This window comes from Halomonas flagellata (assembly GCF_022487945.1).
Taxonomy (GTDB): Bacteria; Pseudomonadota; Gammaproteobacteria; order Pseudomonadales; family Halomonadaceae; genus Halomonas; species Halomonas flagellata.
On sequence record NZ_JAKVPY010000013.1, the window covers coordinates 73,955 to 98,833 of the forward strand.

A 24,879-nucleotide genomic window follows, 5' to 3' on the forward strand; every position below is an offset into this window, starting at 1 on the left:
GAGCTGGCCGTGGGCGCACCTCCCCGGCGGCGCCGTTTTTTCGTTTGGCTGGGTATCAGCGCCGCCCTCGACAGGCTGCTAGAATGGCCCTCCTCCAAGCCGTCTCGGGTCGTTCGTCATGCAAGCTCCCTCCCGTGCGATTGTCTCCAACCAGCCTGGTCCCCATGAGGACCTGTCGCGGCGCGTGATGCGCTCGCTCGCCCACCCGTTGCGCAAGCCGGTGGCCGAGCATACCCGTGACGCCTTCACGAGGGCCCGTTGCTGGCGAGAAACTCGCGGCGATATGCCGCTGATCCTCGATGCCGGCTGCGGCGTCGGCCTCTCGACCCGGCGGCTGGCCGAGCGCTTTGCCGACCATGCGGTGATCGGGGTCGATCGCAGTGCCGCCCGTCTCTCCCGGGACCATGGACCGCTCCCCGACAACGCCCTGCTGGTGCGTGCCGATCTGGTGGATTTCTGGCGCCTGGCGCTGGCAGCCGGCTGGCAGCCGGTGCGCCACTATCTGCTCTACCCCAACCCTTATCCCAAGGCGGCCCATCTCAAGATGCGCTGGCACGGTCACCCGGTGTTCCCGGCCATCCTGGCGCTGGGGGGGCGACTCGAGCTGCGCTCCAACTGGAAGCTCTACGTGGAGGAGTTTGCCCTGGCGCTGGAGCTGGCGGCCGGCGTGACGGCGGCGGTGGAACCCTACGTACCCGCTGCAGCCGGCCGGTTGCCCGTCGAATACCTCACGCCCTTCGAGCAGAAGTACCATGCCAGCGGCCAGCCCCTCTGGCGGCTGGTGGTCGGGCTGCCCCCTGACGCCGTCCTGGTGCCGGCCGGCCCGGTCCGGCCGGCCGGGGAGGGGGAGTGATGGCGTTCGTCTACCTGGCCCTGGCGATCATCGCCGAGGTGATCGCCACCAGCGCGCTCAAGGCGTCGGATGGCTTCACCCGCCTGTGGCCCAGCGTCACCGTGGTGGTCGGTTACGGCCTGGCCTTCTATCTGCTCGCCCTGGTGCTGCGCAGTGTGCCGGTGGGTATCGCCTATGCCTTCTGGGCGGGGCTGGGCATCGTGCTGATCACCCTGGTGGGGCAGGTGGTCTACGGCGAGCGACCGGACCCGCCGGCCCTGCTGGGGCTCGCCATGATCGTTGGCGGCGTGGTGGTGATCCAGGTTTTCTCCTCGGTCTCGGCCCATTAAGCTGAGGCTCCATGGCGGCGCACGTCGCCATTCCACTTGCCTTTCTCGATGATGATGACCCGGCCGCCATGCTCCAACGATTGATCTCGCTTCCATTGCTTTGCTTGCTGCTAGTGTCGCCGCTGGTGCAGGCCGAGGGATTCGCGCGCCTGGCCGAGCTGGGGGAGCGGGGGTTCCTGATCGGTGCCGAGGCCCGGCTGCTCGACAGCCGTGAAGTGCTCGGCGCCATCGAGCCGCAGCGCCAGCTCTCGCCGGCCTCGGTGACCAAGGCCTACCTGGCGGCGGCGGCACTGGACCGCTGGGGCCCCCAGCACCGCTTCACCACGCGCCTGGTCAGTGATGCCGAGCTCGACGCGAACGGCGTCTTGCACGGTGACCTGCTGCTCGACGGCGGCGGTGACCCGGCGCTCTCCACCGAGGACCTGTGGCGGCTCACCCGGCGGCTGCAGCAGGGCGGGGTTCGTGAAGTCGACGGCCAGCTGGTGGTCAGTCAGTGGCGGTTCGGCCCCGTGGAATGCATCACCACCGACCGCTGCCAGGCCCACTCCCGGGTGGCCAACGCCTACAGTGCACTGCTCTCCTCGGCGGGGGTGAACCATGGCAGCTGGTGCGTCACCGTGGCCCCGGGCCCCGCCGCCGGCGAGCCGGCACGGGTCACCAGCTGTGACAGTCAGGCGGCGATCGTCGGCATCGACAACCGGGTCGCGACCCGGGCCGACGACAGCGGCACCCGGCTCAACGCCGAGCGTGTCCTGCGCAGCGAAGGCGACGTCATGGTGGTGAGCGGCCAGATCTCGCTCAACGCCACCCCGCGGGATATCTACCGCGCCAGTTCGGACCCGGCGCTGCAGACCGCCCGCACCCTGCTAGCCATGCTCGAGCAGGCCGGCGTCAGGGTGCGCAAGGGGGCCACGACCAGCATCGCCGAACCGCCGGCCACGGCGCGGCGGCTCGCCGAGGTGGAGGGCCTGCCGCTCCAGGAGCTGCTGCTGCGCACCATGCACCACTCCAACAACTTCATGGCCGACCAGCTCGCCCTCAACCTGGTGGAGACGCCCCGGGCCGACCTGATCCTGGGGGCGCAGGCCATCGAGCACTTCGTGGCCGGCATTCCCGACCACGGCCCGCTCACCCTGCGCAGCGGCAGCGGGCTGACCCCGGAGAACCGGACGTCGGCGCGGGGGGGGAACACCCTGCTGGAGAGCATGTTCCATCGCCCGGCACTCTTCCCCAGCTTCGTGGCCAGCTTCCAGTCGCCGGGCAATGGGGTGATGCGCTTCATGCGCCGCGGTTCCACGACCTTCCAGCACCATGTCATGCTCAAGACCGGCACCCTCAACCAGCCGGTGGCGGTGCGCTCGCTGGGCGGCTACTTCCGCACCCGAACCGGCCGCTGGGGCGTGTTCACCGTGATGGTCAACGGCACCTCGAGCACCCCCTGGCTCAACTGGGCCCAGGTGCTCGATCCGCTGGCCGAGGATCTCGAGCGGATGATCAACGAGAACTGACAGGGACCTCGTCATGAAACCCGGACACACCGGCTGGCGCCACCTCATCAGCGCCACCGACTATTCACTCAGGGGACTGCGGGCCGCCTTCCGCCACGAGACCGCCTTCCGCCAGGAGCTGCTCGTCGGAGGGCTGCTGCTGCCGCTTGCCGTCTGGATCGGCCAGGGGGCGGTGGAGTGGATCCTGCTGGTGGGCAGCTGCCTGCTGGTGCTGATCGTGGAGCTGCTCAACAGCGCCATCGAGAACGTGGTGGACCGCATCGGCACCGAGCACCACGAGCTCTCCGGTCGCGCCAAGGACATCGGCTCCGCGGCGGTGATGCTGTCGCTGGTCGTCGCCGGCCTGACCTGGGGGCTGCTGGCCTGGCAGAAATTCCTCGGCTGATTCGCGACTCTTTCCACACCCCGGGTGCCGGGCGGCGCCCGGCTTCGCTATGCTGGGAGCATTCGTCCACCCGGATGCGAGATGCCCATGGCCCTTCCCGACGACTTCCTGCCGCTGACCGATATCCCCGACCCCCTCCGGGTGCCGCTGCAACATGCCCGCGAGCGCCTGGCGGCGTCGCTCGAGCAGGCCGACAACCTGGCCGGCATGAGCGACGGCGATTCGCCGCTGGAGGACTGGCTGGCGCTCTCGGCGTCCCGGCGCATGCAGCTGGCCCGGGTGCTGGCCATCTCCGCTTTCGTCGCCGAGACCCTGGTGCGTCATCCCGATTGGCTGCTCCACCTGGACGCCAGCGGCGAGCTGGAGGTCGCGCCCGATGCCGAGACCCTGCGTGAGTGGCTCGGCGAACGGCTCGAGACCGCCGAGGACGAGCCGGCCTTGCAGGCCGCCCTGCGCCGCTTCCGGCGCGCGCGGATGCTGGGCATCGTGTGGCGCGACCTGACCCGTCCGCCGGGCATCGACATGTGGGCCACGGCCGAGGCGGTCTCGCGGCTCGCCGAGACCTGCCTGGAAGGCGCCCTGGGCTGGCTCGAGCGTTATCTCGAGCCCCGCTGGGGGCGCCCCGCGCCCCGCCGCGACGGCGCCGAGCAGCGCCTGGTGGTGCTCGGCATGGGCAAGCTGGGGGCCGGGGAGCTCAACCTCTCCTCCGATATCGACCTGATCTTCGCCTTTCCCGAGAAGGGCGAGACCGAGGGCGGCCGCAAGTCTCTCGAACACCAGGAGTACTTCACCAAGCTGGGCCAGAAGCTGATCACCGCGCTCGATCCGGTGACCGCCGACGGCTTCGCCTTCCGCGTCGACATGCGCCTGCGCCCGCTGGGTGACGGCGGTCCCCTGGTGGGCAGCTTCTCGTCGCTGGCCGGCTACTATCAGGACCAGGGCCGCGAGTGGGAGCGCTATGCCATGCTCAAGGCGCGCCCCGTCGCCGGTGATCGCGAGGCTGGGGCCGAGCTGCTGGCCGGCCTGCGCCCCTTCGTCTACCGCCGCTACCTGGACTTCGGCGCCATCGAGTCGCTGCGCGAGCTCAAGGCGCTGATCAATCGCGAGGTACGCCGGAAGGGGATGCAGAACGACATCAAGCTGGGCCCCGGCGGCATTCGCGAGGTGGAGTTCGTGGTCCAGGCCTTCCAGCTGATCCGCGGCGGGCGCGACACCGAACTGCAGGTGACCTCGCTGAAGCTTGCCCTGGAGCGTTTGCCCGAACTCGGCCTGCTGCCGCAGGAGGTGGTCGAGGAGCTGCTGCCCGACTACGCCTTCCTGCGCGACCTGGAGCACATCCTCCAGGCACTCGAGGATCGCCAGACCCAGCGCCTGCCCGACGACGGCCTGGACCGAGAGCGTGTGGCGCTGGCCCTGGACATGGCCGACTGGCCGGCGGTGATGGCCCGTCTCGACGAGGTGCGCGCCCGGGTCCGCCAGCACTTCGACGCGGTGATCGCCGATCCGGAAGGGGAGGTGGAAGAGCCCGGTGATGGCGGTGAGGTGGCGGTCAGCCTCGAGGGGTGGCGCGCGCTCTGGCGCGGCGAACTGGAGGAGGACGAGGTCCAGGCGCTGCTGGGTGACGCCGGGTTCGGTGACCCGCTCACCGCCGCCCGGCGGCTGCACTCCCTGCGCCACTCCCGCCAGGTCCAGACCATGCAGCGCATCGGCTACGAGCGCCTCGATGCCCTGATGCCCCTGCTGCTCGATGCCGTGGCGGCCAGCGAACTGCCGGATACCGCCCTGGAACGGGTGCTGCCGCTGATCGAGGCGGTGCTGCGGCGCACCGCCTACCTGGCGTTGCTGCGCGAGAACCCCGAGGCGCTGGGACACCTGATGCGACTGTGTGGTGCCAGCCCCTGGATCGCCGAGCAGCTCGCCCGCTATCCCATCCTGCTCGACGAACTGCTGACCCCCGACACCCTCTATACCCCGGCCGACAAGGCGCGGCTCTCCGACGAGCTGCGCCAGGCGCTGGGGCGGCTGCCCGAGGACGACGAGGAGGCCCAGCTCGAGGCGCTGCGGGTGTTCAAGCACGCCCAGGTGTTGCACGTGGCGGCCTCGGACATCGTCGGCACCCGCCACCTGATGAAGGTCAGCGACTACCTCACCTACATCGCCGAGGTGATCCTCGAGGCGGTGCTGGCCATGGCCTGGAAGCACCTCACCCGCAAGCACGGCTTCCCGCAGCGTAGCAACGGCGAGCGGGCCGGTGTCGAACCGGAGTTCCTGATCGTCGGCTATGGCAAGCTCGGTGGCATCGAGCTCGGCTATGGCTCCGACCTGGACCTGGTGTTCGTTCACGACGGCGCGCCCCAGGGCAGCACCGATGGCGAGCGGCCGCTGGACAACGCCGTCTTCTTCACCCGCCTGGGCCAGCGGATCATCCACCTGCTCACCGCGGTGACCCCGGCCGGCTCGCTCTACGAGGTGGACATGCGCCTGCGCCCCTCGGGCAATTCGGGGCTGCTGGTCAGTTCGCTCGACGCCTTCGCCGACTATCAGCGCGACCAGGCCTGGACCTGGGAGCACCAGGCGCTGGTGCGGGCCCGGGTAGTGGCCGGCCATGAGCGGCTGGCCGAGCGGTTCCAGGCCATCCGCAGCGAGATCCTAGGACGCCCGCGTGACCTCGAGACCCTGCGCGACGAGGTGGTGAAGATGCGTCACAAGATGCGCGAGCACCTGGCCAGCAAGAGCGAAGGCGAGGACTTCGACCTCAAGCACGACCCCGGCGGCATGGTCGACATCGAGTTCCTCTGCCAGTATGCGGTGCTCTCCATGGCCGGCGACACGCCCGATCTATTGGCGTGGAGCGACAATATTCGTATTCTGGAGACCTTGGAAGCGACCGGCCGCCTGCCGGGGCGCGACTGCCAGCGCCTGCGAGACGCCTATCTCGCCTATCGCAGTGCGGCTCACCGGGCCTCGCTGACCCGCGAGGCGGGGCGCGGCCGGAATGCGGATTTCCATGCGCACCGTCAGGCCGTCATCGAACTCTGGCAGCGACTGCTCGAGCCGCAGGACGACCCGCAATGATCCCGTCCCGAAGGCGGCACCATGCGGTGCCGCTTCGCCGGCAGGTGCTCTGATTCAACACGACTAAAGAAGACGAAAGGACGTAGATTATGTCGATGGCTGACCGTGACGGTCTCATCTGGTTCGACGGCGAACTGGTTCCCTGGCGCGATGCCCAGGTGCACGTGCTGACCCATACCCTGCACTACGGCATGGGTTGCTTCGAGGGGGTGCGCGCCTATGCCACCGACTGGGGCACCGCCATCTTCCGGCTCAAGGAGCACACCGAGCGCCTGTTCGACTCCGCCAAGATCCTCGGCATGGAGATGCCGTTCGACAAGGAGACGATCAACGAGGCCCAGCGTGCCGCGGTGCGCGAGAACGGTCTCGAGGAGGCCTACCTGCGCCCCATGGTGTTCTTCGGCAGCGAGGGCATGGGCCTGCGTGCCGACAACCTCAGGACCCATGTGATCGTCGCCGCCTGGGAGTGGCCGTCGTACATGGCGCCGGAGGCCCGCGAGCTGGGCATCAAGGTGCAGACCTCCTCCTTCACCCGCCATCACGTCAACATCTCCGTGACCCGGGCCAAGGCCAACGGCCAGTACATCAACTCGATGATGGCGCTGGCCGAGGCGCAGCGCGGCGGCTACGACGAGGCACTGCTGCTCGACCCCCAGGGCTATGCCGCCGAAGGGTCCGGCGAGAACCTCTTCGTGGTCAAGAACGGCGTCATCTACACGCCGATGCTGACCTCCTGCCTCAACGGCATCACCCGCAACACCGTGCTGCACATGGCCGAGCACCTCGGCCTCGAGCTGCGCGAGAAGCTGATCACCCGTGACGAGATCTACATCGCCGACGAGGCCTTCTTCACCGGCACCGCCGCCGAGGTGCTGCCGATCCGCGAACTCGACGGCCGTACCATCGGGGCGGGTCGCCGCGGCCCGATCACCGAGAAGGTGCAGTCGCTCTACTTCGACCTGGTGCGTGGCAAGCAGGTGCTCGACGACAACTGGCTGACGCCGGTGGCCTGAAGTTCCAGCCGGGCTCGCCCGGGAGCGTGATCACGGCGCCCCGCCTGTCGACGACAGGCGGGGCGCCTTGCGTAGGCGGTCCGGCAAGCCTGCTCGCCCCACGGCGGGTTGCGGACAAAAATAACCAGATTGGTCATTTCTCCTTGATGGTCGCGTTGTGCCGAATCCAGGCCCAGCCGTAAGCTCCTTCAACCGACTTGCACAGTCCGCAGGTTGACGAACAAATATTAGAAAACGCCAGGAGAATCCCCATGTTCAAGAAAACCGCACTCGCTGCTTCCATCGTCATGATGTCGACCACGACCGTTTATGCCGAGGGGCCCTATCGGATCGGCATTACCCAGAACAATGTCGGCGTCGACAGTTACCAGACCACCTATGAAAGCGCTTTCGAGGCAGCGGCGGAAGCGAATGAGAATGTCGAAATCGTCGTGCTTGATGCTGGCGGCGATGTGGCAAGACAGATTGGCCAGATCAATAATCTGATCCAACAGCGGGTCGATGCCATCATCATCTGGCCGACCAATGGCCAGGCCGTTATTCCCGCCATTCGCCAGGCCCACAAGGCGGGCATCCCCGTCGTGGTCACCAACTCCAAGATCGCCGAGGCCGGCCTTGAGTATATCGCCGCCTTCTCCGGTCCCGACAACGTTCAGCAGGGTGCTTCCTCGGCCGAGATGATGTGTGATGCCCTGGACGGCGAAGGCCAGATCGTGCAGATCTCCGGCCAGCCGGGCTATACCACCGCCATGGAGCGGGCAGGGGGCTTCGAGGAGCGTCTGGCCGAACTCTGTCCGGGTGTCGAGCTGCTGGAAACCCAGCCGGGCAACTGGAACCGTGAGCGCGCCCAGCGCGTCATGGAAGACTTCCTGACCAAGTACGATCGTATCGACGGTGTCTATGCCGGTGACGACAACATGGGGGTGGGCGCCTTGAATGCCGCCAAGGGCGCCGGCCGCGCCGACGAGATCGTGTTCATCGGCGCCACCAACTTCGCCGTGGGCTATGACGCCATCAAGCGCGGCGAATACTACGGTTCCATCTACCAGTCTCCGGTGGATGACGCCGAGGCGGCCCTGCAGACAGCCCTGGATGTGCTGAATGGCCAGGAAGTGCCGAAGATGAACTTCTTCGAGACCCCGAAAATCACCGCCGAAATCCTTGGCGAGTTCGATCGACCGGTTTTCTGAAGGCACGTTGTGCTGCCCGGGGCCGTGCGTGAAAGGCGGTCCCGGGACACAGCACGAGCCTGGGCGCAGGCCGACTGCGCAAGGTGACACCCATACAGGTGATTAGCATGGCTTCTGCAGAACAAACCAAATCACGACTCTTGACGGGAAGTATCAACAAGGCGGGCTTGATGAGCTTTCTCTCGGCTCAGGGTATCCTGGTCTTCTTCCTGCTCGGCATGGTCGTGTTCTCGTTCTTTTCCGAGCAATTCCTCTCCCAGTCGAACATCATGACGGTTGTCCGCCAGGCTTCGATCATCGGCATCATCGCGGTTGGCGTCACGGTGGTGATCATCGGCGGGAATCTGGACCTTTCCGTGGGCTCATTGCTGTCTTTCTCCACCGTGCTGGTGGTCGACCTGCACGACAAGATCGGCCCCGTGAATGCCATCCTGCTGATGTTCGCGCTGACCCTGTTGATCGGTGCGGTGAACGGCTTCCTGATCGGCTTCATGCGCCTCAATTCATTGATCGTGACGCTGGCGATGCTCTCGGCGATCCAGGGGCTGGTGCTGATCTACAGCGGTGGCCAGAACGTCGACATCGCCAATCAGCAAGGCACCTGGTTCGCCTTCTTCGGCCGCGGCTACGTGGCCGGTATCGCGGTGCCCATCCTGCTGTTCGGGCTATTGGCCATCGTCGTGCAGGTCGTCATGTCCTACACCGGCTACGGGCGGCGCATCTTCGCCGTCGGCGGCAACCCCATGGCCGCCGTCTACTCGGGCATTCGCAAGAACTGGTGCGTGTTCAGCACCTACCTGATCTCGGCCTTCTGCGTGGCCTGTGCCGCCCTGGTGCTCGGCTCGCGGGTCATGGGTTCCCAGAACAACGTCGGCCAGGGCTACGAGCTGCTGGTGCTCGCCGGCATCATTCTCGGCGGTACCAGCCTGCTCGGCGGCGCCGGCAGCATCTGGAAGACGGTGATCGGCGTGCTGATCCTCGGCTTCATCCAGAACGGCCTGCTGCTGATGGGTTATCCCTACTACATCCAGTGGATCGTGACCTGGGTAATCATCATCCTGGCCGTCTGGCTGGACCTCGCCAACAAGCGCAAGCGCTTGCTGACGACCCACTCATGACGCGGAGGCATGACACATGACGTCACTGAAAGGTTTCTTCCGTGGCAAGACGGCCATCCAGCCGATCTGGATCTTCGTCATCGCCATCTTCATCTTCTTCAGCTTCATGTCGGAGTACTTCCTGTCGCTGAGCAACATCACCAACATCCTGGTGCAGACCTCGACGATCGGCCTGCTCGCCCTCGGCATGACCTACGTGATGATCAACGGCAACATCGACCTCTCCGTGGGCGCGACCCTGGGCCTGGCCGCCTCGCTGGCCGTCGGTCTTCAGCCGCTGGGTCTGACCGTGGCGGTGCTGGCCGCCCTGGCGGCCGGCATCGTGATCGGCGCCATCAACGGCCTGATCGTCTGGAAGACCGGGGTCAACGCCTTCATCGTCACCCTGGGGGCGATGATCGGGGTGCGCGGATTGATCTTCCTCTACACCCAGGAGCAATCCTTCTACGCAACCAACTTCGCCTTCGCCGACTTCGGTGCCAGCACCATCGGCCCGATCCCGGTCCTGGCGATCATCTTCCTGCTCTGCACGCTGGTGATGCACCTGGTGCTGACCCGCACCGGCCATGGCCGCAACACCTTCGCGGTGGGCGGCAACCCGGAGGCCTCCATCGATGCCGGCATCCGGCTCGGCCGCCACATGATGATCAACTTCATCATCGTCGGCTTCTTCGCCGCCCTCGCCGGTGTGCTGCTGGCCAGCCAGATGGGGGCCGCCACCCCCAACCTCGGCCGTGACTACGAGCTCTGGACCATCACCGCGGTGGTGCTCGGCGGCACCAAGCTCACCGGTGGCTACGGCAGCATCACCGGCACCCTGGGGGGCGTGTTGGCCATCGGCATCCTGCGCAATGGCATGAACATGATGCAGGTGCCGGCCTTCTACGTGCTGGTCATCCTCGGTGCGATCCTCATCTCGGTGCTGATCATCGACAAGAAGCTCAATGCGCCGTCGACCAAGGAGGTGCGGATATGAATCCCTCCCAAGGCAATGCCGTGCAGCGGCCCCCGATCGACGCCGAACCGGTACTCCGGCTCGCAGGCATCACCAAGCGTTTCCCCGGGGTGGTGGCCCTGAACAGCGTCGACTTCGACGTGCGCCCCGGCGAGGTCCATGCCCTGCTCGGCGAGAACGGCGCCGGCAAGTCGACCCTGATGAAGGTGCTGGCCGGCAAGCACCAGGCCAATGAGGGGAAGATCATCCTCGGCGGCGAGGAGATGGAGTTCGAGAATCCCAAGCATGCCAAGCGGGCCGGGGTGGTGCTGATTCACCAGGAGCAGTCGCTGGTACCGGAGATGACGGTGGCCGAGAACATCTTCCTCGGCAGCCTGCCGAAGAAGTGGGGCAACCGGGTCGACTGGCGAAAACTGCGCGAGGACACCAACAAGATTCTCGAGACCCTCAAGTGCAGCTTCCAGCACGACGACCTGGTGGGGTCGCTGTCCATCGCCAAGAAGCAGATGGTCGAGATCGCTCGGGCGCTGGTGTTCACCCCGCGGGTGGTGGTGTTCGACGAGCCCACCGCCTCTCTGACCGACCACGAGAAGCCGGTGCTCTACGACGTGATCCACTCGCTCTGCGACCAGGGTGTGGGGATCGTCTACATCTCGCACCGCATGGACGAGATCTTCCACCTGTCCCATCGCATCTCGGTGCTGCGCGATGGCGAGTACACCGGCACGGTGAATACCTGCGCGACCAGCGAGGACGAAGTCACGCGGATGATGATCGGGCGCAGCCTCGAGCTCGACCATGCCAGCAAGCCCTCCGAATTCGGCGACAACATGCTCGAGATACGCAACCTCTCGGTGAAGCGGATCTTCGAGGATGTCAGCTTCAACGTCCGCAAGGGCGAGATCGTCGGCATGTACGGGCTGGTGGGGGCGGGCCGTTCCGAGGTCGCCGAGACCATCTTCGGACTACGTACGCCCGTGGCGGGCGATGTGGTGCTGGATGGCGAGGTGGTGAACTTCCGTCACTCCCACGACGCCGTGGCCGCGGGTATCGCCCTGGTACCGGAGGATCGCAAGGACCAGGGGTTGATACTGGGCATGAACTGCCGGGACAACATGACCCTGGCAGGGCTCGGCACGGTCTCCTCGATGGGCTTCATGAAGGGCTCGGCCGAGCGCACCGTCTACGACAAGTACCAGCAGGCGATGAAGATCAAGACGCCCGGCTGGCGCCAGAAGGTCGGCAACCTGAGCGGCGGCAACCAGCAGAAGATCGTCATCGGCAAGTGGCTGCATACCCACCCCAAGCTGCTGATCCTCGACGAGCCGACCCGCGGGATCGATGTGGGCTCCAAGGCGGAGATTCACGCCCTGGTCAAGGATCTCGCCAAGTCGGGCTACGCAGTGCTGGTGATCTCCTCGGAGATGCCGGAAGTGCTCGGCCTGAGCAACCGCATCATCGCCATGTACGACGGCCGGGTCACCGCCGAGTTCGATGGCGACAGCGTCAGCGAGGACGAGCTGGTGCAGGCGATCACCGGAATGGGCAAGCCATCGCCGACGGCGGCCGTGACCGGCTAGGCGGGGTTCGCCGCCACCGCGGCGCCCCGCACGGGGCGCCGACATGCATCTTCAACGTCTGAGGAAAGACCCATGCAATCCTTTGTCTATCATGGCCTGCCATCTCGGGTGGTATTCGGCCAGGGGACCCTGTCGCGCCTCGCCGAGGAAATCGAACGACTCGGTTGCCGTCGGGCCCTGGTGCTGGCCACCCCCCAGCAGCAGGAACAGGCACGCGCGGTGCTGGAACAGCTCGGGGAGCGTGGGGCTGGCCTGTATGCCGAGGCGGCCATGCACACGCCGGTCGAGGTGACCGAGCGTGCCATGCGGGTGGTCGAGGAACTGGGGGTCGACTGCACCGTGGCCATCGGTGGCGGTTCGACCATTGGCCTGGGCAAGGCCATTGCGCTGCGCACCGGGCTGCCCCAGGTGGCCATCCCCACCACCTATGCCGGCTCCGAGATGACGCCGATCCTCGGCGAGACGCGCGACGGCCTCAAGACCACCCAGCGCACCCTGGAGGTGCTGCCCGAGACGGTGATCTATGACGTCGACCTGACCCTCTCGCTGCCCGCCGGCATGTCCGGCACCAGCGGCATCAATGCGATTGCCCATGCGGTGGAAGCGCTCTACGCCCGTGACCGCAACCCGGTGATCTCGCTGATGGCGGAGGAAGGCATCGCAGCACTGGCGCGCAGCCTGCCGGTGATCGCCGAGAATCCCTCCGATCAGGACGCTCGCTCGGATGCCCTCTATGGCGCCTGGCTGTGCGGTGCCTGCCTCGGCTCCGTCGGGATGTCGCTGCATCACAAGCTCTGCCATACCCTGGGGGGCTCCTTCGACCTGCCCCATGCCGAGACCCACACCATCGTGCTGCCCCATGCGGTGGCCTACAACGCCCCGGCGGCCCCCGAGGCGATGTCGCGCATCGCCCGGGCACTGGGCTGCGAGGATCCCGCCGCCGGTCTCTTCGACCTGGCCCTGGCGGTAGGCGCGCCCACGGCACTGGAGGAGATCGGCCTGACGCTGGACGATGTCGAGCGCGCCACCGAGATCGCTACCCGGAACCCCTACTGGAACCCTCGCGAGGTCGAGGCCGAGGGCATCCATCGTCTGCTGCGCCATGCCCTGGTCGGTCAGCGGCCGGCCAGGGAGGAGGGAGCACACCGATGAAGACACTGCTGACCAATGCCACCGTCGTGACCATGGATTCGGCGCTGGGCGAGCTTGCCCAGGGCCAGGTGCTGGTGGAAGACGACCGGATCCTGGCCGTGGGCCAGGATCTTCCGGCCGAGGGCGCCAAGGTCATCGACTGCCGGGGCGGCATCCTGATCCCCGGGCTGGTCAACGCCCATCTGCATACCTGGCAGACCGGCCTGCGTGGCGTCGCCGCCAACTGGACGCTGCTCGAGTACTTTCGCCACGTCCACCGCGGCCTGGCGAGCCTGTTCACGCCCGACGACATCCATATCGCCACCCGCATGGGGGCGCTCAACCAGCTCAACTGCGGTACCACCACCCTGGGTGACTGGTGCCACAACAACCCCACACCCGAGCATACCGATGCGGCGATTCGCGGGCTCAAGGAGTCCGGTATCCGGGCGCTGTTCTTCCACGGCTCGCCCAAGCCGGACCCCGAGCCGGGACAGCCGCATTTCAGCGAGATCCCGCACCCTCGCGGTGAGGTCGAGCGGCTGCTCCAGGGGGAGCTTGCCGACCCCGAGGCCCGGGTGACCCTGGGGCTGGCCATCCTCGGCCCCCACTATTCCACCCTCGATGTCAGCCTGCAGGATTTCGCCCTGGCCAAGGAGTTCGGCCTGGTCGCCTCGATGCACCAGGGCGGCGGCGCGGCCGTCAGCCCCGGTGGCTGGGACGTGATCGAGGAGCAGGGGCTGCTGGGGCCGGACATCAATATCGTGCACGGGCAGAGCCTGGACGACGGGCAGCTGGCCCGCTTCTGCGAGCAGGGCGTGACCTTCTCCATCGCGCCGGAGAACGAGATGACCCAGGGGCATGGCTTCCCGATCACCGGCCACGTTCGCCGGCACGGCGGTGTCGTCTCCCTGGGGGTGGATCTCGAGTCGGTCATCTCCGGTGACATGTTCTGCGTGGCCCGGATGGCGCTGGGCATGCAGCGGGCACTGGACAACGATGCCTCGCGGCGCGAGCAGGGCAGCATTCCCGACACCTCGACCATCCGCACCCGCGAGGCGCTGGCGTGGATCACCGTCGACGGCGCACGCGCCCTGGGCCTCGAGGCGCGCATCGGCAGCCTGACGCCCGGCAAGCAGGCCGACATCGTGCTGCTGGATAGCGGCCTGCTGAACATGCAGCCGGTCAGCGACCCGGTCTCGACCGTCGTCATGCAGGCGAGTCTCGCCAACGTCGACAGCGTCATGGTGGCGGGAGAGTTCCACAAGCGTAACGGCAAGCTGCTGGCGGACGTCGAGGAGGGGATCAGCCATCTGGCAGCCTCCGGTCACCGCATCAATGCCGAACTGATGTCACGGGAACACGCGTCCCGAGAACCAGGGGAGACAGTCCAATGACCACGACGAGCCCAACGACCACCACAAACAGGGTGGCCTGGATCGGCCTCGGCAAGCTGGGCTTGCCCATGGCAACGCGGATAGTAGCAGCTGGTTACCCTGTCCAGGGATTCGACCTCAGCGCCGAGCGGATGGCACTTGCCGAAGAAGCCGGCATTATCCCCCGCCGAGCGCTGGCCTCCGCCGTCGAGGACTGCCGCCTGGTCTTCGTCTCGATCCCCGATGACCGGGCGCTGCTGGGCCTGACCCTGGCGTCGGGTGGGCTGATCGAGGCGATGGCCCCGGGCAGCGTGTTGATCGAGACCAGCACCGTCAGCATCGAGGCGTCCGCCAGGGTGGCCACGGCCGCCGAAGCGCGGGGCATCGCCTATCTGCGCAGCCCGGTGTCGGGGAATCCCGTCGCCGCCGAGTCCGGTACCCTGTCGGCCATGGTCTCCGGTCCGCGCGAGGCGCTGGATGACGCCGTACCGGTGATGAACACCTTCACCAAGGCCCAGTACTGGCTCGGGGACGATGAGCAGGCTCGCTACGCCAAGCTGGCCATCAACCTGATGATCGCGGTGAGCGCCGGGATGATGGGCGAGGCCCTGGCGATGGCGCGCAAGGGCAACATCGGCTGGGAGGCGATGCTGGACCTGATGGCCGACAGTGCCGTGGGCTCGCCGATGGTCAGGTACAAGACCCAGCCGCTGAAGGACCGTGACTTCACCTCCACCTTCTCGGCCGCCCAGATGGCCAAGGACCTGGACCTGATCCTCGGCTGTGCCCACGGGGCCGGTGTCGCCGTGCCCCTGGCCGCCCAGATGCGCGAGGCCTACAGCTCCCTGATCGGCACGGGGCACGGTGAGGATGACTACATCGCCACCATTCACCACACCGAGCGCCTCTCCGGGTTGCCGGCCTTCGAGAGCGCCTCCGGCGCCAGGGGATGACGACATGCGAAACCTGAACGCAGAGAACATCACGGATGCCGTGATCGAGCAGTTCGCCGGCTGCCGTGACGAGCGGCTGAAGAGCGTGCTGAATAGCCTGGTGAGCCACCTGCACGCCTTCATCCGTGACGTGGAACCCACCGAACAGGAGTGGACCGAAGCCATCGACTTCCTGACCCGGACCGGCCAGATGTGCGACGACAAGCGCCAGGAGTTCATCCTGCTCTCCGACACCCTGGGCGTGACGATGTTGGTCGATGCCATCAATCATCAAACGTCGGACCCGATGGTGTCGGAAAGCACGGTGCTGGGGCCCTTCTATGTCGCCGACCCGCCCCGGGCCGAGCAGGGCGAGTCGATCGACTGGGGCGTCGAGGGGGAGCCCTTCTTCGTGGAGGGGCGGGTGCACGACGGGCGCGGCGAGCCGCTGGCCAATGTCGTCATCGACGTCTGGCAATCGGACAGCGAAGGGTTCTACGACGTCCAGAAGGAGCTCGAGAGTGCCTCGCTGCGGGCCAGGTTCACCACCGACGACCAGGGGCGCTATGCCTTCTGGACGGTGACCCCCTCACCCTACCCGATTCCCACGGACGGCCCCGTCGGCAAGATGCTGGAGCTCACGGGGCGGCATCCCTACCGGCCGGCACATGTGCATTTCATGCTGATGGCCGAGGGGTTTGACACCCTGGTGACCCAGGTCTTCGCCGAGCACGATCCCTACCTCGACTCCGACGCCGTCTTCGGCGTCAAGGACTCCCTGGTCAGGGAATACGAGCTGATGCCGCCGGGACAGGCGCCGGATGGCCGCACCCTGCAGTCACCATACCGCCATTTGAAATACGACTTCGGCTTGCAGGCAAGCTGACAGTCGAGATACAGAAATCCATTGTTCAACAAAGAGGTACACTTCATGACCGCCATCGACCAGAGCGCCGTCGAAACCCTGTTCACCAATGCCCGGACCCACAATGTCTGGAAGGACAAGAGTGTCAGTGAGCAGACGCTTCGTGAGCTCTACCACCTGATGCACTTCGGGCCCACCTCGATGAACTGCCAGCCACTTCGCGTGCTGTTCCTGAACAGCCAGGCGGCCAAGGAGCGGCTCAAGCCGGCCCTGATGCCCGGCAACCAGGAGAAGACCATGAAGGCGCCCGTGGTGGCCGTGCTGGGCTACGACACCGAGTTCCACGAGCACCTGCCGCGCATGTTCGCCCACAACAAGGACGCCAAGTCGCTGTTCGAGGGAAAGACGGACTTCATCAACACCACGGCCTTCCGCAACAGCTCCATCCAGGGCGGGTATTTCATCCTGGCCGCGCGCTCGCTGGGGCTGGATACCGGCCCCATGTCCGGCTTCAACAATGCCGCCGTCGACGAGGAGTTCTTCCCCGACGGCAAGGTGAAGAGCAACTTCCTGTGCAGCCTCGGCTACGGCGATCATTCGTCGCTGTTCCCGCGTCAGGCACGGTTCGAGTTCGACGAGGTCTGTCGGATCCTCTGACCGGGCCTGCTCAGCCGCCTCGGCCCATCGAGGCGGCTGGGCACTTGCATGTTCCTCCGATTTGGGCCGTGATCTTCACGGCCCTTCTTATGTCAGATGGGAGCCTTCCCATGGTGTACGACGCTCCGTTCGTGGCGTTGATGATCCTGGCCGTGCTGCTCACCGGCATCTCCAAGTCGGGTTTCGCCGGCGGTGTCGGGGTGGTGGCGGTGCCACTGATCTCGCTGAAGGCCAGCCCGGCCTTCGCCGTGGCCGTCATGTTGCCGCTGCTGATCGTGATGGATCTTTTCAGCCTCAAGGCCTGGTGGCGCCACCGCGTCGGTTCGCTGCTGTGGCTGATGTTTCCCCCGGCGGTGCTGGGGGTGGCGGTCGGCTACCTGACCTATGGTCTCTTCGATGAGGACCTGCTGAAGGTGCTGTTGGGGGTGTTCTCGATCCTGTTCGGCCTGTGGGGACTGCTCAAGCCCTTCCGCGGCCGCGTCATGCCGACCTGGGTCGGCGGACTGAGTGGCGGCATCGCCGGCTTCACCAGCTTCATCGCCCATGCCGGGGGGCCGCCGCTCAACGTCTACTTGCTGCAGCGCCGGCTCACCCGGGAGCAGTTCCTCGCCACCGCGGTGGTCTTCCTGGCCGCCACCAACCTGGTCAAGCTGGTGCCCTACGGCATGCTCGGCCTGCTGAATGTCGAGAACCTCACCATCGCGCTGTTGCTGATCCCGATGGCCTGGCTGGGGGTGCGCCTGGGGCTGGCCATACAGAAGCGGCTGAGTGGCGAGCTCTTCTTCCGGATCATCCTGACCCTGTTGATCCTGCTGGGCGTTCGGCTGATCGTCGACGGCTGGGGATAGCCGCGTTGCCATCGCGTTTGCTGCCAGGCGTGCGGCGGCGCTATCTTGGTGCATCACCCTGTCCCTGCTCCGAGGCGAACATGAGTGACCTCCCCGACGAGAGCCATCCGGAGGGCCCCTATGACAGGCTGTCGCAGAGGCCGGTGCCAAGGCTCTCCAATACCGAGTTCGCCCGCTTCCTCGACTTCATCGAGAAGTTCGAGGACGAGACGGAGCACGAGCTCTCCATGGCCAATGGCTACCGGGAGATGCGCATGATGCTCCACCTCATGCGCAACCATCTGGCCGGTCGACTGACGACGCCCACCTCGCTCGCGGATGCCTCGGGGCTCTCCTACGGCACCGCCAAGCGCGGGATCGAGAGCATCATCAAGCGCGGGCTGATCCTGTCACGCCCCAGGACGAAATCGGGCAAGACGGTTTCGCTGCACCCCTCGCCGAGCATGATCGACGAGTGGGAGGCCTACGCCAACCGGATCAAGGGCCTCCTGGCTCCCCTGTTCGGGGTGGATCCGGCGTCGGACTCCGGCCGCCGCATCTTCCTCGACGCTGCCTCGACGGGCCGCGTGATCTCGATGCCGGCGGTACTCTCGGCGCGACTCGAACTGAAGGGTGGGCTGCGCCTACTTGTCCATGCCGACCCCACCTTCATGGCGATGCACAACCTGAAGCAGCAACTGGAATCGATCTTCGGCCTGGAGATCAGGAACAAGGCCAAGTCGATCGATGGCCTGCTCGAGGAGATCCTCGACAATGCCCGTCTGGCGAAGTCGCGCTATGACCTCGTGGCCTGTGATCTTCCCTGGTTCGGTGAGCTGGCGTCGAAGGAGATGCTGATGCCGCTCGATGCGCTGATCGAACGGGACGCTTACGACCTGTCCGATTTCCATTCCGTCGCCATCCAGAGCTCCCGGTATGCCGGAAGGCAGTACGGGATTCCGGTCCAGACGACGCCGGAGTTGCTCTGTTACCGGAAGGATATCCTCGAGCGAGCACAGCTGGAGCCCCCGACGACGACCGAGGAACTGGTCAAGGTGGCCAGGCGACTCCATGACCCCGCCAGGGGGCAATACGGGATCGCCTGGAATGCCGCGCGCGGCACGCCGCTGGGCCATACCTTCAGTTTCCTGATGGCCAAGTTCGGCCAGCCGATCATCAATCTGCGCCCCAGCGAGGGTGGCTATGATTACCAGCAGGCGTCCGGGGAGGAGCTGCGACCGATGTTCCAATCGGATGCGGCCTTCCGGGCCTGCGAGTATATGCTGGATATCCTGAAATACTCGCCACCCAATATCCTCAACATGGCCTGGTACGAGCGTGCCCAGTCCTATGCCATCGGCAAATCCTGCATGGCCTACTGCTATACGCTGCTGGCCCCGCTCATCGAGTTTGATCGGGAGTCACCGGCCTGGGGACAGACCGGCTATCTGCCGCATCCCATCGGCAACCATGGCCGCCCGATCACCCCGATCGGGGGCTATGCGCTGGCCATTCCGGCCAATCTCTCGGAGGAACGGATCGAGGACGCCTGGACGGCCCTGCGTCACCTGACCTCGCCCAACATGTCCAAGCTCTATATCATGAACGGCAGCCTGGTGACGCCGCGCTTCAGCGTCAGCCAGGACCCGGAGGTCTCGGCGCTGTCGCCGCTGATCGAGATCGTGGATGGCATGGCAAGGAAGGACATCCTGCAGGCCTGGCCGCGCCCCCCGGTGCCGGGCATCACCGACCTGATCAGCATTGCCGGGCACGAGATCTTCGAGGTGCTGGACGGACGCCGCTCCATCAAGAAGGCCCTGTCCATGGCGCAGGACAGGGCCGATCGGGTGATGCGTGGCAGGGGATACTACTGATCCACCGGCCGGGTTGCCGGTGGCGTCACTGCAGGATCATGCCGCCGTCGATCATCAGCAGCTGGCCGGTCATGTAGTCCGACTCCGGGCTGGCCAGGAAGGAGGCGGTACCGACCACATCTGCCGGGTAGGAGTAGCGCTTCATCAGGATCATCTTCTCGGCGAGCTCGTCCATGGACTGGCCCTGCTTGTCGAACTTGCCGATGCTGACCAGGTCCTTGTCGAGCTGCTCCCACAGCTCGGTGCGCACGACGCCGGGGCCATAGCCGTTGACGGTGATGTTGTGGTCGACCAGCGCCTTGGCGCCACCGTTGATCATGGCCAGTACGGCGTGCTTGCTGCACGAATAGGGGACCACGTCATCGAAGGCCTGGCGGGACAGGATGGAACCGACATTGATGATCTTGTAGGGGCCACTCTCCTTGCCCTGGTCGATCATCTGCTTGGCGGCTTCCTGCATGCCGATCAGGCAGCCCAGCGCATTGACGTCCATGATCTGGTGCCAGTTATCCTCGGTGATATCGAGGAACATCAGCGGCTTGTTGATGCCGGCATTGTTGACCATGACATTGAGGCTGCCGAAGGCCTCGACGGTGGCCTGCACGGCCGCCTTCATCTGCTCACGCTCGGTGACATCGAGCTTGATCGCGATGGCCTTGCCGCCCCTGTCGGTGATGCGCTTGACGACTTCCTCGCACCCTTCGAGGTTGAGGTCGGCGACGCAGACATTGGCGCCCTGTTCGGCATAATGCTCGGCGACAGCGGCACCCATGCCACGCGCGGCGCCGGTGATCAGGCAGTTCTTTCCCTCGAGACGAGTCTTGTCCATGGTGTCACCTCCTGGTGTTGTTGTGGAAGAGTCAACGGCGAAGGCCGCGTTGTTTCCGGGTTCTGTTTGTCAGGCATCGAACCTGAAAGGCAGTGCTGCCGTGCTGTGCTACTGCGGGAAAAGTCAGGCAACGAATCGGTCGTCTCTGCCTTGCAGAACCACATTGTCTGCATGGTCGTGGGGAAGTGACAGTTGGCATGCCAGCCATTCTGGCCAGATTGGATGTTTTGATGAGGCTGTCGCCATCGAGCTATTGCCGGTATAACGAGCCTTGTCGGCAATGAAGTGCCTGAAGTAGGTGATCCGGAACGGTGGCTCAGAGCCTCGCCAGCGCGTCTTCCAGGCCGTACAGGTCGACGGTGGTGACGACATCGCTCGGGAAGGGGGAGGCCGCTGGGTCGGCGGTCACGCCGATGAAGAGGGTGGCGTTGGAGCGGGCCGCCCGGTAGTCGTTGTAGGAGTCGCCGATCATCACCGTGTCGCGGGCGGCATGCCGGTGGCGGGCCAGCAGGTTGCGCAGAGCGGTGACCTTGTCCGGCGGCGCCCCGATCACCTCGCGGAAATAGCCGGCCAGGCCCCGGCGCGCGACGATCGTCCTGAGTTCGGGCTCGGGGGTGGCGGAGAGCAGGTAGAGCGGCAGGTGGCCCTGCCAGCGTTCCAGGAACTCGAGTGCGCCGGGAATCGCCGGGGCGTCCAGCAGGCGCTGCTCCACGCTGGCCTTGAAGCGCCGGCAGAGCGCCTGGATGCGAGCCTCTCCGGCCTCGCGGCCGAGGATATGCCCCTCGATGTGGCGGAACTTGACCTCTCGCGGCTGGCCGCCGCGGCGGCTGAGGTAGGCGGCCACGGCACGCCGGCTCTCCTCCGGCTCGTCGTCGTAGAGCTCGGCGAAGGCCTGGCGCTTGAGGGTCGCCGAGTCGAGAATCACGCCGTCGAAATCGAAGACCAGCACGCTTCCGGGGCCGGGGGCGGTGTCGTTCACTGGCTCGCTCCACATCTGCACCAACAGGAACGCGGCCCGGTGGGCCGCGTCGTTGCCGTGGGGTGAGGCATCAGTTTCGCTGGAATTGGCTCGTCAGCCAAGTCTTGGCCGGTGTCTGGCCCAGCAGGACCAGCGCGATCACGGTGGTCAGCACCAGCGACAGCGGGTTGGTCACCAGCGCCAGCAGGAACTGGCCACCGCTGTCGCCCACCGAGGACATCGCCTGGCGATAGGTCTCGTCGAGCAGCGGCCCGAGGATCACGCCGAGGATGACGGGGCCCATCTGGAAGCCGAACACCTTCAGCCAGTAGCCCAGGATGCCGAAGCCCAGCATCCAGTAGACTTCCGTCATATTGCTGTTGATGGAGTAGGTGCCCACCACGCAGAGCACCAGGATCAACGGAATCAGCAGCGCCTTGGGGACCTCGACCACCTTGGAGAAGACCTTGATGCCGGTGAGGCCGAAGATCAGCAGGAAGATGTTGGCCAGTGCCAGGTTGCCCACGGTGAACCAGAAGATGTGCGGGGTCTCGATCATCAGCATGGGGCCGGGATTGAGGCCGTGGATGACCAGGGCGCCGAGGATTACCGCGGTCACCGCATCGCCGGGCATCCCCAGGGTCAGCATCGGCACATAGGCCCCGCCCACGGCGGCGTTGTTGGCGGTCTCGGGCGCCACCAGGCCCTCGTAGGCACCCTCGCCGAAGGGGCTGGAGGGGTTCTTGACGGTACGCTTGGCATGGTCGTAGGCGAACAGCGAGGCGATGTCGCCCCCGGTGCCGGGCAGGGCGCCCACGATGACACCGATGATAGAGGTGCGTATGGAGAGCGGCAGGTACTTCAGCACCATGCTCAGCGGCGGGATGATCTTGTCGACCTTCTGCTTGATCGGCACCTTGGTCAGGTTGTGCAACTGGTAGAAGGCCTCGGCCACGCCGAACAGACCGATCATTACCACTACATAATGGATGCCGCCGAGCAGCTCCATGCTGCCCATGGTCAGGCGAGGCTGGGCGGTGACCATGTCCATGCCTACCAGGCCGATGGTGGACCCCAGGGCCACCGAGAAGATGCCCCGGGCCAGCGACTTGCCGGAGAGGGTGCTGACCAGCAGCAGGCCGAGCACGGCGATCAGGAAGTAGTCGCGCGGGGCGAACTCCAGCGCCATGTCGGCGAGGAAGGGGGCGCTGCCGGCCAGGACCAGGGTGCCCAGCAGGCCGCCGATCACCGACATCACGGTACTCAGCCCGATGGCCTGGCCCGCCTCGCCGCGCTGGGCCAGGGGATAGCCGTCGAAGGCGGTGACCACCGCCGAGGGCGCGCCGGGGATGTTGAGCAGGATGGCGGTGCGCGAGCCGCCATAGACGCCCCCCACATAGATGCCCACCATCAGGGCCAGGGCATTGTTGATGTCCCAGGAAAAGGTGAAGGAGATCAGGATCGAGGCGGCCATGGTCACGGAGAGACCGGGAATCGCGCCGACGTAGATCCCGGCCAGGGTGCCCAGCGCCGTCAGCAGCAGCAGCTGAGGATCCAGCCAGGCCATGAGCAGAAAGGAAAACGTATCACTCATCAGGAGCCTCGGGGGTCAGGGGAGGTAGACGCGGAACACCAGGGTGAACAGGGCATAGATCACCGCGATGGCCACGGCCGAGATGATCAGCGAGCTCACCACCCGGCCATGACGGAAGTAGATGAAGGTCACGGCCAGGAAGAGGTAGGTGCTGACATAGAAGCTCGCCCAGACGATGGCGGCCAGGTAGGCCACGGCGAGGAAGGTGAACACCACGATATGCGGCTGGAAGTGCTCGTGGAGGAAGACCTGGGCCTCATGAAGCGCATTGCGGATCCGAGGATCGCGCCGCTTGTGGCGATGGCTGACCAGGATCACCACCGACGAGGCCAGCATCACCAGCGCCAGACCGACCGGGAAGGAGCCTGGCGAGTTGACGGAGGGAATCCCGTCGATGCGATAGGCCTCGAGCAGCACGCCGATGCTGAACAGCAGCAGCAGCCAGTCGAAGACCTTCTCTCCTGGCTGGACACGCTCGAATTTCTGGCTCATGTCATGACTCCGGGAGAGGCCGGGCGTGTGCCCGGCCTCTCCTTCAGGTGGGCATTGTGGGTCAGGGGCGCGGGATACCGAGTTCCTCGGGGCTGGCCTCGAGCGTCTCGGCATCCGCCTCGTACATGGCCCAGGCGGTCACCGACTGCCAGTTGTCCAGGTACTGCTCGGCCTCCTCGCCATTGAGGTTGAGCACTTCGGCGCCGAAGTTCTGCATGAAGTCGCCGAACTCCTGGTTGGCCACCGCCTGCTCGTAGGCCTCTTCCAGGGTGGCCTTGATGTCGTCCGGCGTGTCCTGGTGGACGAAGACGCCCCAGAACGGCCCCCACGGCAGGAAGGACTCGATGTCAGGCAGCGCCTGGGTGATTGGCGGCACGCCCGGCAGCGCCTCGATCTCCTCCTTGGTCAGCACGGCCAGGCCCTTCATCTTGCCGCTGCGGATCTGCTCGCCGACGGCGGCCAGGCTCAGCGGCATGAAGTCGATATGACCGCCCAGCATGGCGGTGATCCCGGGGCCGTCGCCGCCGAAGGTGACATTGCGCACATCGAGCTCGTCCACGGCGTTGACCATGGCCAGCACGGTGCTCGGCAGGCCGCCGGCGCCGGTCCCGCCCATCCGCAGCTCACCCGGGTTCGCCTTCGCATGTTCCAGCAGGTCGGCAAGGCTGTCGAAGGGGCTGTCGGCGGGTGCGGCGATCACCACCAGACCCTGGCCGATGATGTTGACGGTATGCATGTCGTCATAGCTGAAGTCGGCCAGGCCCATCAGCTGGTAGAGCTGCGGGTTCTCGGCGCCATACAGCAAGTTGTAGCCATCGGCACGCTGACGCATGACGTGGTTCATGCCGATCACGCCGGTACCGCCCGGACGGTTGGTCAGCACCACCGTGGTATCGAGGATCTCCTCGACATGGGGGGTCAGGCTGCGGGCCACGTTGTCGGTGGCACCACCGGCCCCCCACTGGATGGTGGCCTGGATATTGCGCTCGGGATACTCGGCCAGGGCGTTGCCGGCCATGGCCAGAGAGCCGACGGCGACGGCGAGGCTGGTGAGAAGCGGTTTGAACATGGGGAATCCTCCGGACTCGTGTTATTGGTCTGCCCGCGGGCAGCGGTCCTCGTGTTCTGGGACCAGGGGCTCAATTGCGTTCGGTAGTCGAACTAAAGTGCTGGTTGCGAACACTAGAACTCCCTTCCAGTACTGTCAATGCAGGATGTGGCCTCCTACGACCATAGTCGAATGGCGGGGAGGAGCCTGCCAGCGCGGCAGGCGGCACTCCCCGACAAGTGTTAGGTATCGAGGGCAACGCCCTCGATGAACGCCCTCTATAGTAGTAG

General features: G+C 65.9%; 22 protein-coding genes. 17 read left to right on the forward strand and 5 right to left on the reverse strand.

The features are described 5' to 3' along the window. Nucleotides 1–118 precede the first annotated feature (118 nt). From trmB to MKP05_RS12310, 17 genes are all read left to right on the forward strand, one after another. On the forward strand, nt 119–853 hold the full coding sequence (gene trmB / locus MKP05_RS12230; RefSeq protein ID WP_240568520.1) for a tRNA (guanine(46)-N(7))-methyltransferase TrmB: 735 nt from the start codon (nt 119–121) through the stop codon (nt 851–853). Then, entirely contained in the window at nt 853–1,182 is a 330-nt protein-coding gene (locus MKP05_RS12235) for a DMT family transporter (RefSeq protein ID WP_276316605.1), read from the forward strand. Before trmB ends, MKP05_RS12235 begins: the two co-directional genes overlap by 1 nt. 11 nt (nt 1,183–1,193) lie before the next feature. Further along, nucleotides 1,194–2,690, forward strand: coding sequence for a D-alanyl-D-alanine carboxypeptidase/D-alanyl-D-alanine endopeptidase (gene dacB / locus MKP05_RS12240; protein ID WP_500684151.1), 1,497 nt, complete (start codon nt 1,194–1,196; stop codon nt 2,688–2,690). 13 nt (nt 2,691–2,703) lie between these two features. Beyond that, complete coding sequence (locus MKP05_RS12245) at nt 2,704–3,075, forward strand: diacylglycerol kinase (RefSeq protein ID WP_110285228.1); 372 nt, start codon at nt 2,704–2,706, stop codon at nt 3,073–3,075. An 87-nt stretch (nt 3,076–3,162) separates the two neighbouring features. Next, nucleotides 3,163–6,150, forward strand: a complete 2,988-nt coding sequence (gene glnE, locus MKP05_RS12250) for a bifunctional [glutamate--ammonia ligase]-adenylyl-L-tyrosine phosphorylase/[glutamate--ammonia-ligase] adenylyltransferase (protein WP_240568522.1) — start codon at nt 3,163–3,165, stop codon at nt 6,148–6,150. An 89-nt stretch (nt 6,151–6,239) separates the two neighbouring features. Continuing rightward, nucleotides 6,240–7,163 carry a branched-chain amino acid transaminase gene (locus MKP05_RS12255; protein ID WP_110285229.1) on the forward strand — a complete coding sequence of 308 codons (924 nt, stop codon included), beginning with the start codon at nt 6,240–6,242 and terminating at the stop codon, nt 7,161–7,163. 197 nt (nt 7,164–7,360) lie between these two features. Next, the gene (locus MKP05_RS12260) at nt 7,361–8,353 is read left to right on the forward strand and encodes a sugar ABC transporter substrate-binding protein (RefSeq protein WP_240568523.1); all 993 of its coding nucleotides are present in this window, start codon (nt 7,361–7,363) and stop codon (nt 8,351–8,353) included. 170 nt (nt 8,354–8,523) lie between these two features. Continuing rightward, a complete protein-coding gene (locus tag MKP05_RS12265; protein WP_219999978.1) occupies nt 8,524–9,471 on the forward strand; it encodes an ABC transporter permease in 948 nt (315 codons plus the stop codon). Nucleotides 9,472–9,487: 16 nt separating this feature from the next. Beyond that, complete coding sequence (locus MKP05_RS12270; RefSeq protein WP_240568524.1) at nt 9,488–10,447, forward strand: ABC transporter permease; 960 nt, start codon at nt 9,488–9,490, stop codon at nt 10,445–10,447. Continuing rightward, nucleotides 10,444–12,006, forward strand: coding sequence for a sugar ABC transporter ATP-binding protein (locus MKP05_RS12275; protein WP_240568525.1), 1,563 nt, complete (start codon nt 10,444–10,446; stop codon nt 12,004–12,006). Before MKP05_RS12270 ends, MKP05_RS12275 begins: the two co-directional genes overlap by 4 nt. A gap of 72 nt (nt 12,007–12,078) precedes the next feature. Further along, nucleotides 12,079–13,158 (forward strand): maleylacetate reductase, encoded by a 1,080-nt coding sequence (locus MKP05_RS12280; RefSeq protein WP_240568526.1) that lies wholly within the window; start codon nt 12,079–12,081, stop codon nt 13,156–13,158. Further along, complete coding sequence (locus MKP05_RS12285; protein WP_240568527.1) at nt 13,155–14,534, forward strand: amidohydrolase family protein; 1,380 nt, start codon at nt 13,155–13,157, stop codon at nt 14,532–14,534. The genes MKP05_RS12280 and MKP05_RS12285 overlap by 4 nt, the downstream gene beginning before the upstream one ends. Beyond that, nucleotides 14,531–15,466 (forward strand): NAD(P)-dependent oxidoreductase, encoded by a 936-nt coding sequence (locus MKP05_RS12290; protein ID WP_240568528.1) that lies wholly within the window; start codon nt 14,531–14,533, stop codon nt 15,464–15,466. The genes MKP05_RS12285 and MKP05_RS12290 overlap by 4 nt, the downstream gene beginning before the upstream one ends. Nucleotides 15,467–15,470: 4 nt before the next feature. Further along, nucleotides 15,471–16,331, forward strand: coding sequence for an intradiol ring-cleavage dioxygenase (locus MKP05_RS12295; protein WP_240568529.1), 861 nt, complete (start codon nt 15,471–15,473; stop codon nt 16,329–16,331). Between the two features lie 45 nt (nt 16,332–16,376). Beyond that, nucleotides 16,377–16,967: a malonic semialdehyde reductase gene (locus tag MKP05_RS12300; RefSeq protein WP_110285238.1), complete on the forward strand. Its 591-nt coding sequence runs from the start codon at nt 16,377–16,379 to the stop codon at nt 16,965–16,967. Nucleotides 16,968–17,077: 110 nt separating this feature from the next. Further along, nucleotides 17,078–17,815, forward strand: a complete 738-nt coding sequence (locus tag MKP05_RS12305) for a sulfite exporter TauE/SafE family protein (RefSeq protein ID WP_110285239.1) — start codon at nt 17,078–17,080, stop codon at nt 17,813–17,815. Nucleotides 17,816–17,895: 80 nt separating this feature from the next. Beyond that, nucleotides 17,896–19,668, forward strand: coding sequence for an ABC transporter substrate-binding protein (locus MKP05_RS12310; protein ID WP_240568530.1), 1,773 nt, complete (start codon nt 17,896–17,898; stop codon nt 19,666–19,668). Between the two features lie 25 nt (nt 19,669–19,693). On the opposite strand, the gene MKP05_RS12315 is transcribed toward MKP05_RS12310, so the two are convergent. The 5 genes from MKP05_RS12315 to MKP05_RS12335 form a co-directional block, all read right to left on the reverse strand. Next, nucleotides 19,694–20,497, reverse strand: a complete 804-nt coding sequence (locus tag MKP05_RS12315) for an SDR family NAD(P)-dependent oxidoreductase (RefSeq protein WP_110285241.1) — start codon at nt 20,495–20,497, stop codon at nt 19,694–19,696. A gap of 316 nt (nt 20,498–20,813) precedes the next feature. Next, nucleotides 20,814–21,476, reverse strand: a complete 663-nt coding sequence (locus tag MKP05_RS12320) for an HAD family hydrolase (RefSeq protein WP_240568531.1) — start codon at nt 21,474–21,476, stop codon at nt 20,814–20,816. Nucleotides 21,477–21,546: 70 nt separating this feature from the next. Further along, complete coding sequence (locus MKP05_RS12325; RefSeq protein ID WP_240568532.1) at nt 21,547–23,049, reverse strand: tripartite tricarboxylate transporter permease; 1,503 nt, start codon at nt 23,047–23,049, stop codon at nt 21,547–21,549. Between the two features lie 15 nt (nt 23,050–23,064). Next, nucleotides 23,065–23,541, reverse strand: a complete 477-nt coding sequence (locus MKP05_RS12330) for a tripartite tricarboxylate transporter TctB family protein (protein WP_240568533.1) — start codon at nt 23,539–23,541, stop codon at nt 23,065–23,067. Nucleotides 23,542–23,602: 61 nt separating this feature from the next. Then, on the reverse strand, nt 23,603–24,610 hold the full coding sequence (locus MKP05_RS12335) for a tripartite tricarboxylate transporter substrate binding protein (RefSeq protein WP_240568534.1): 1,008 nt from the start codon (nt 24,608–24,610) through the stop codon (nt 23,603–23,605). Nucleotides 24,611–24,879 lie beyond the last annotated feature (269 nt).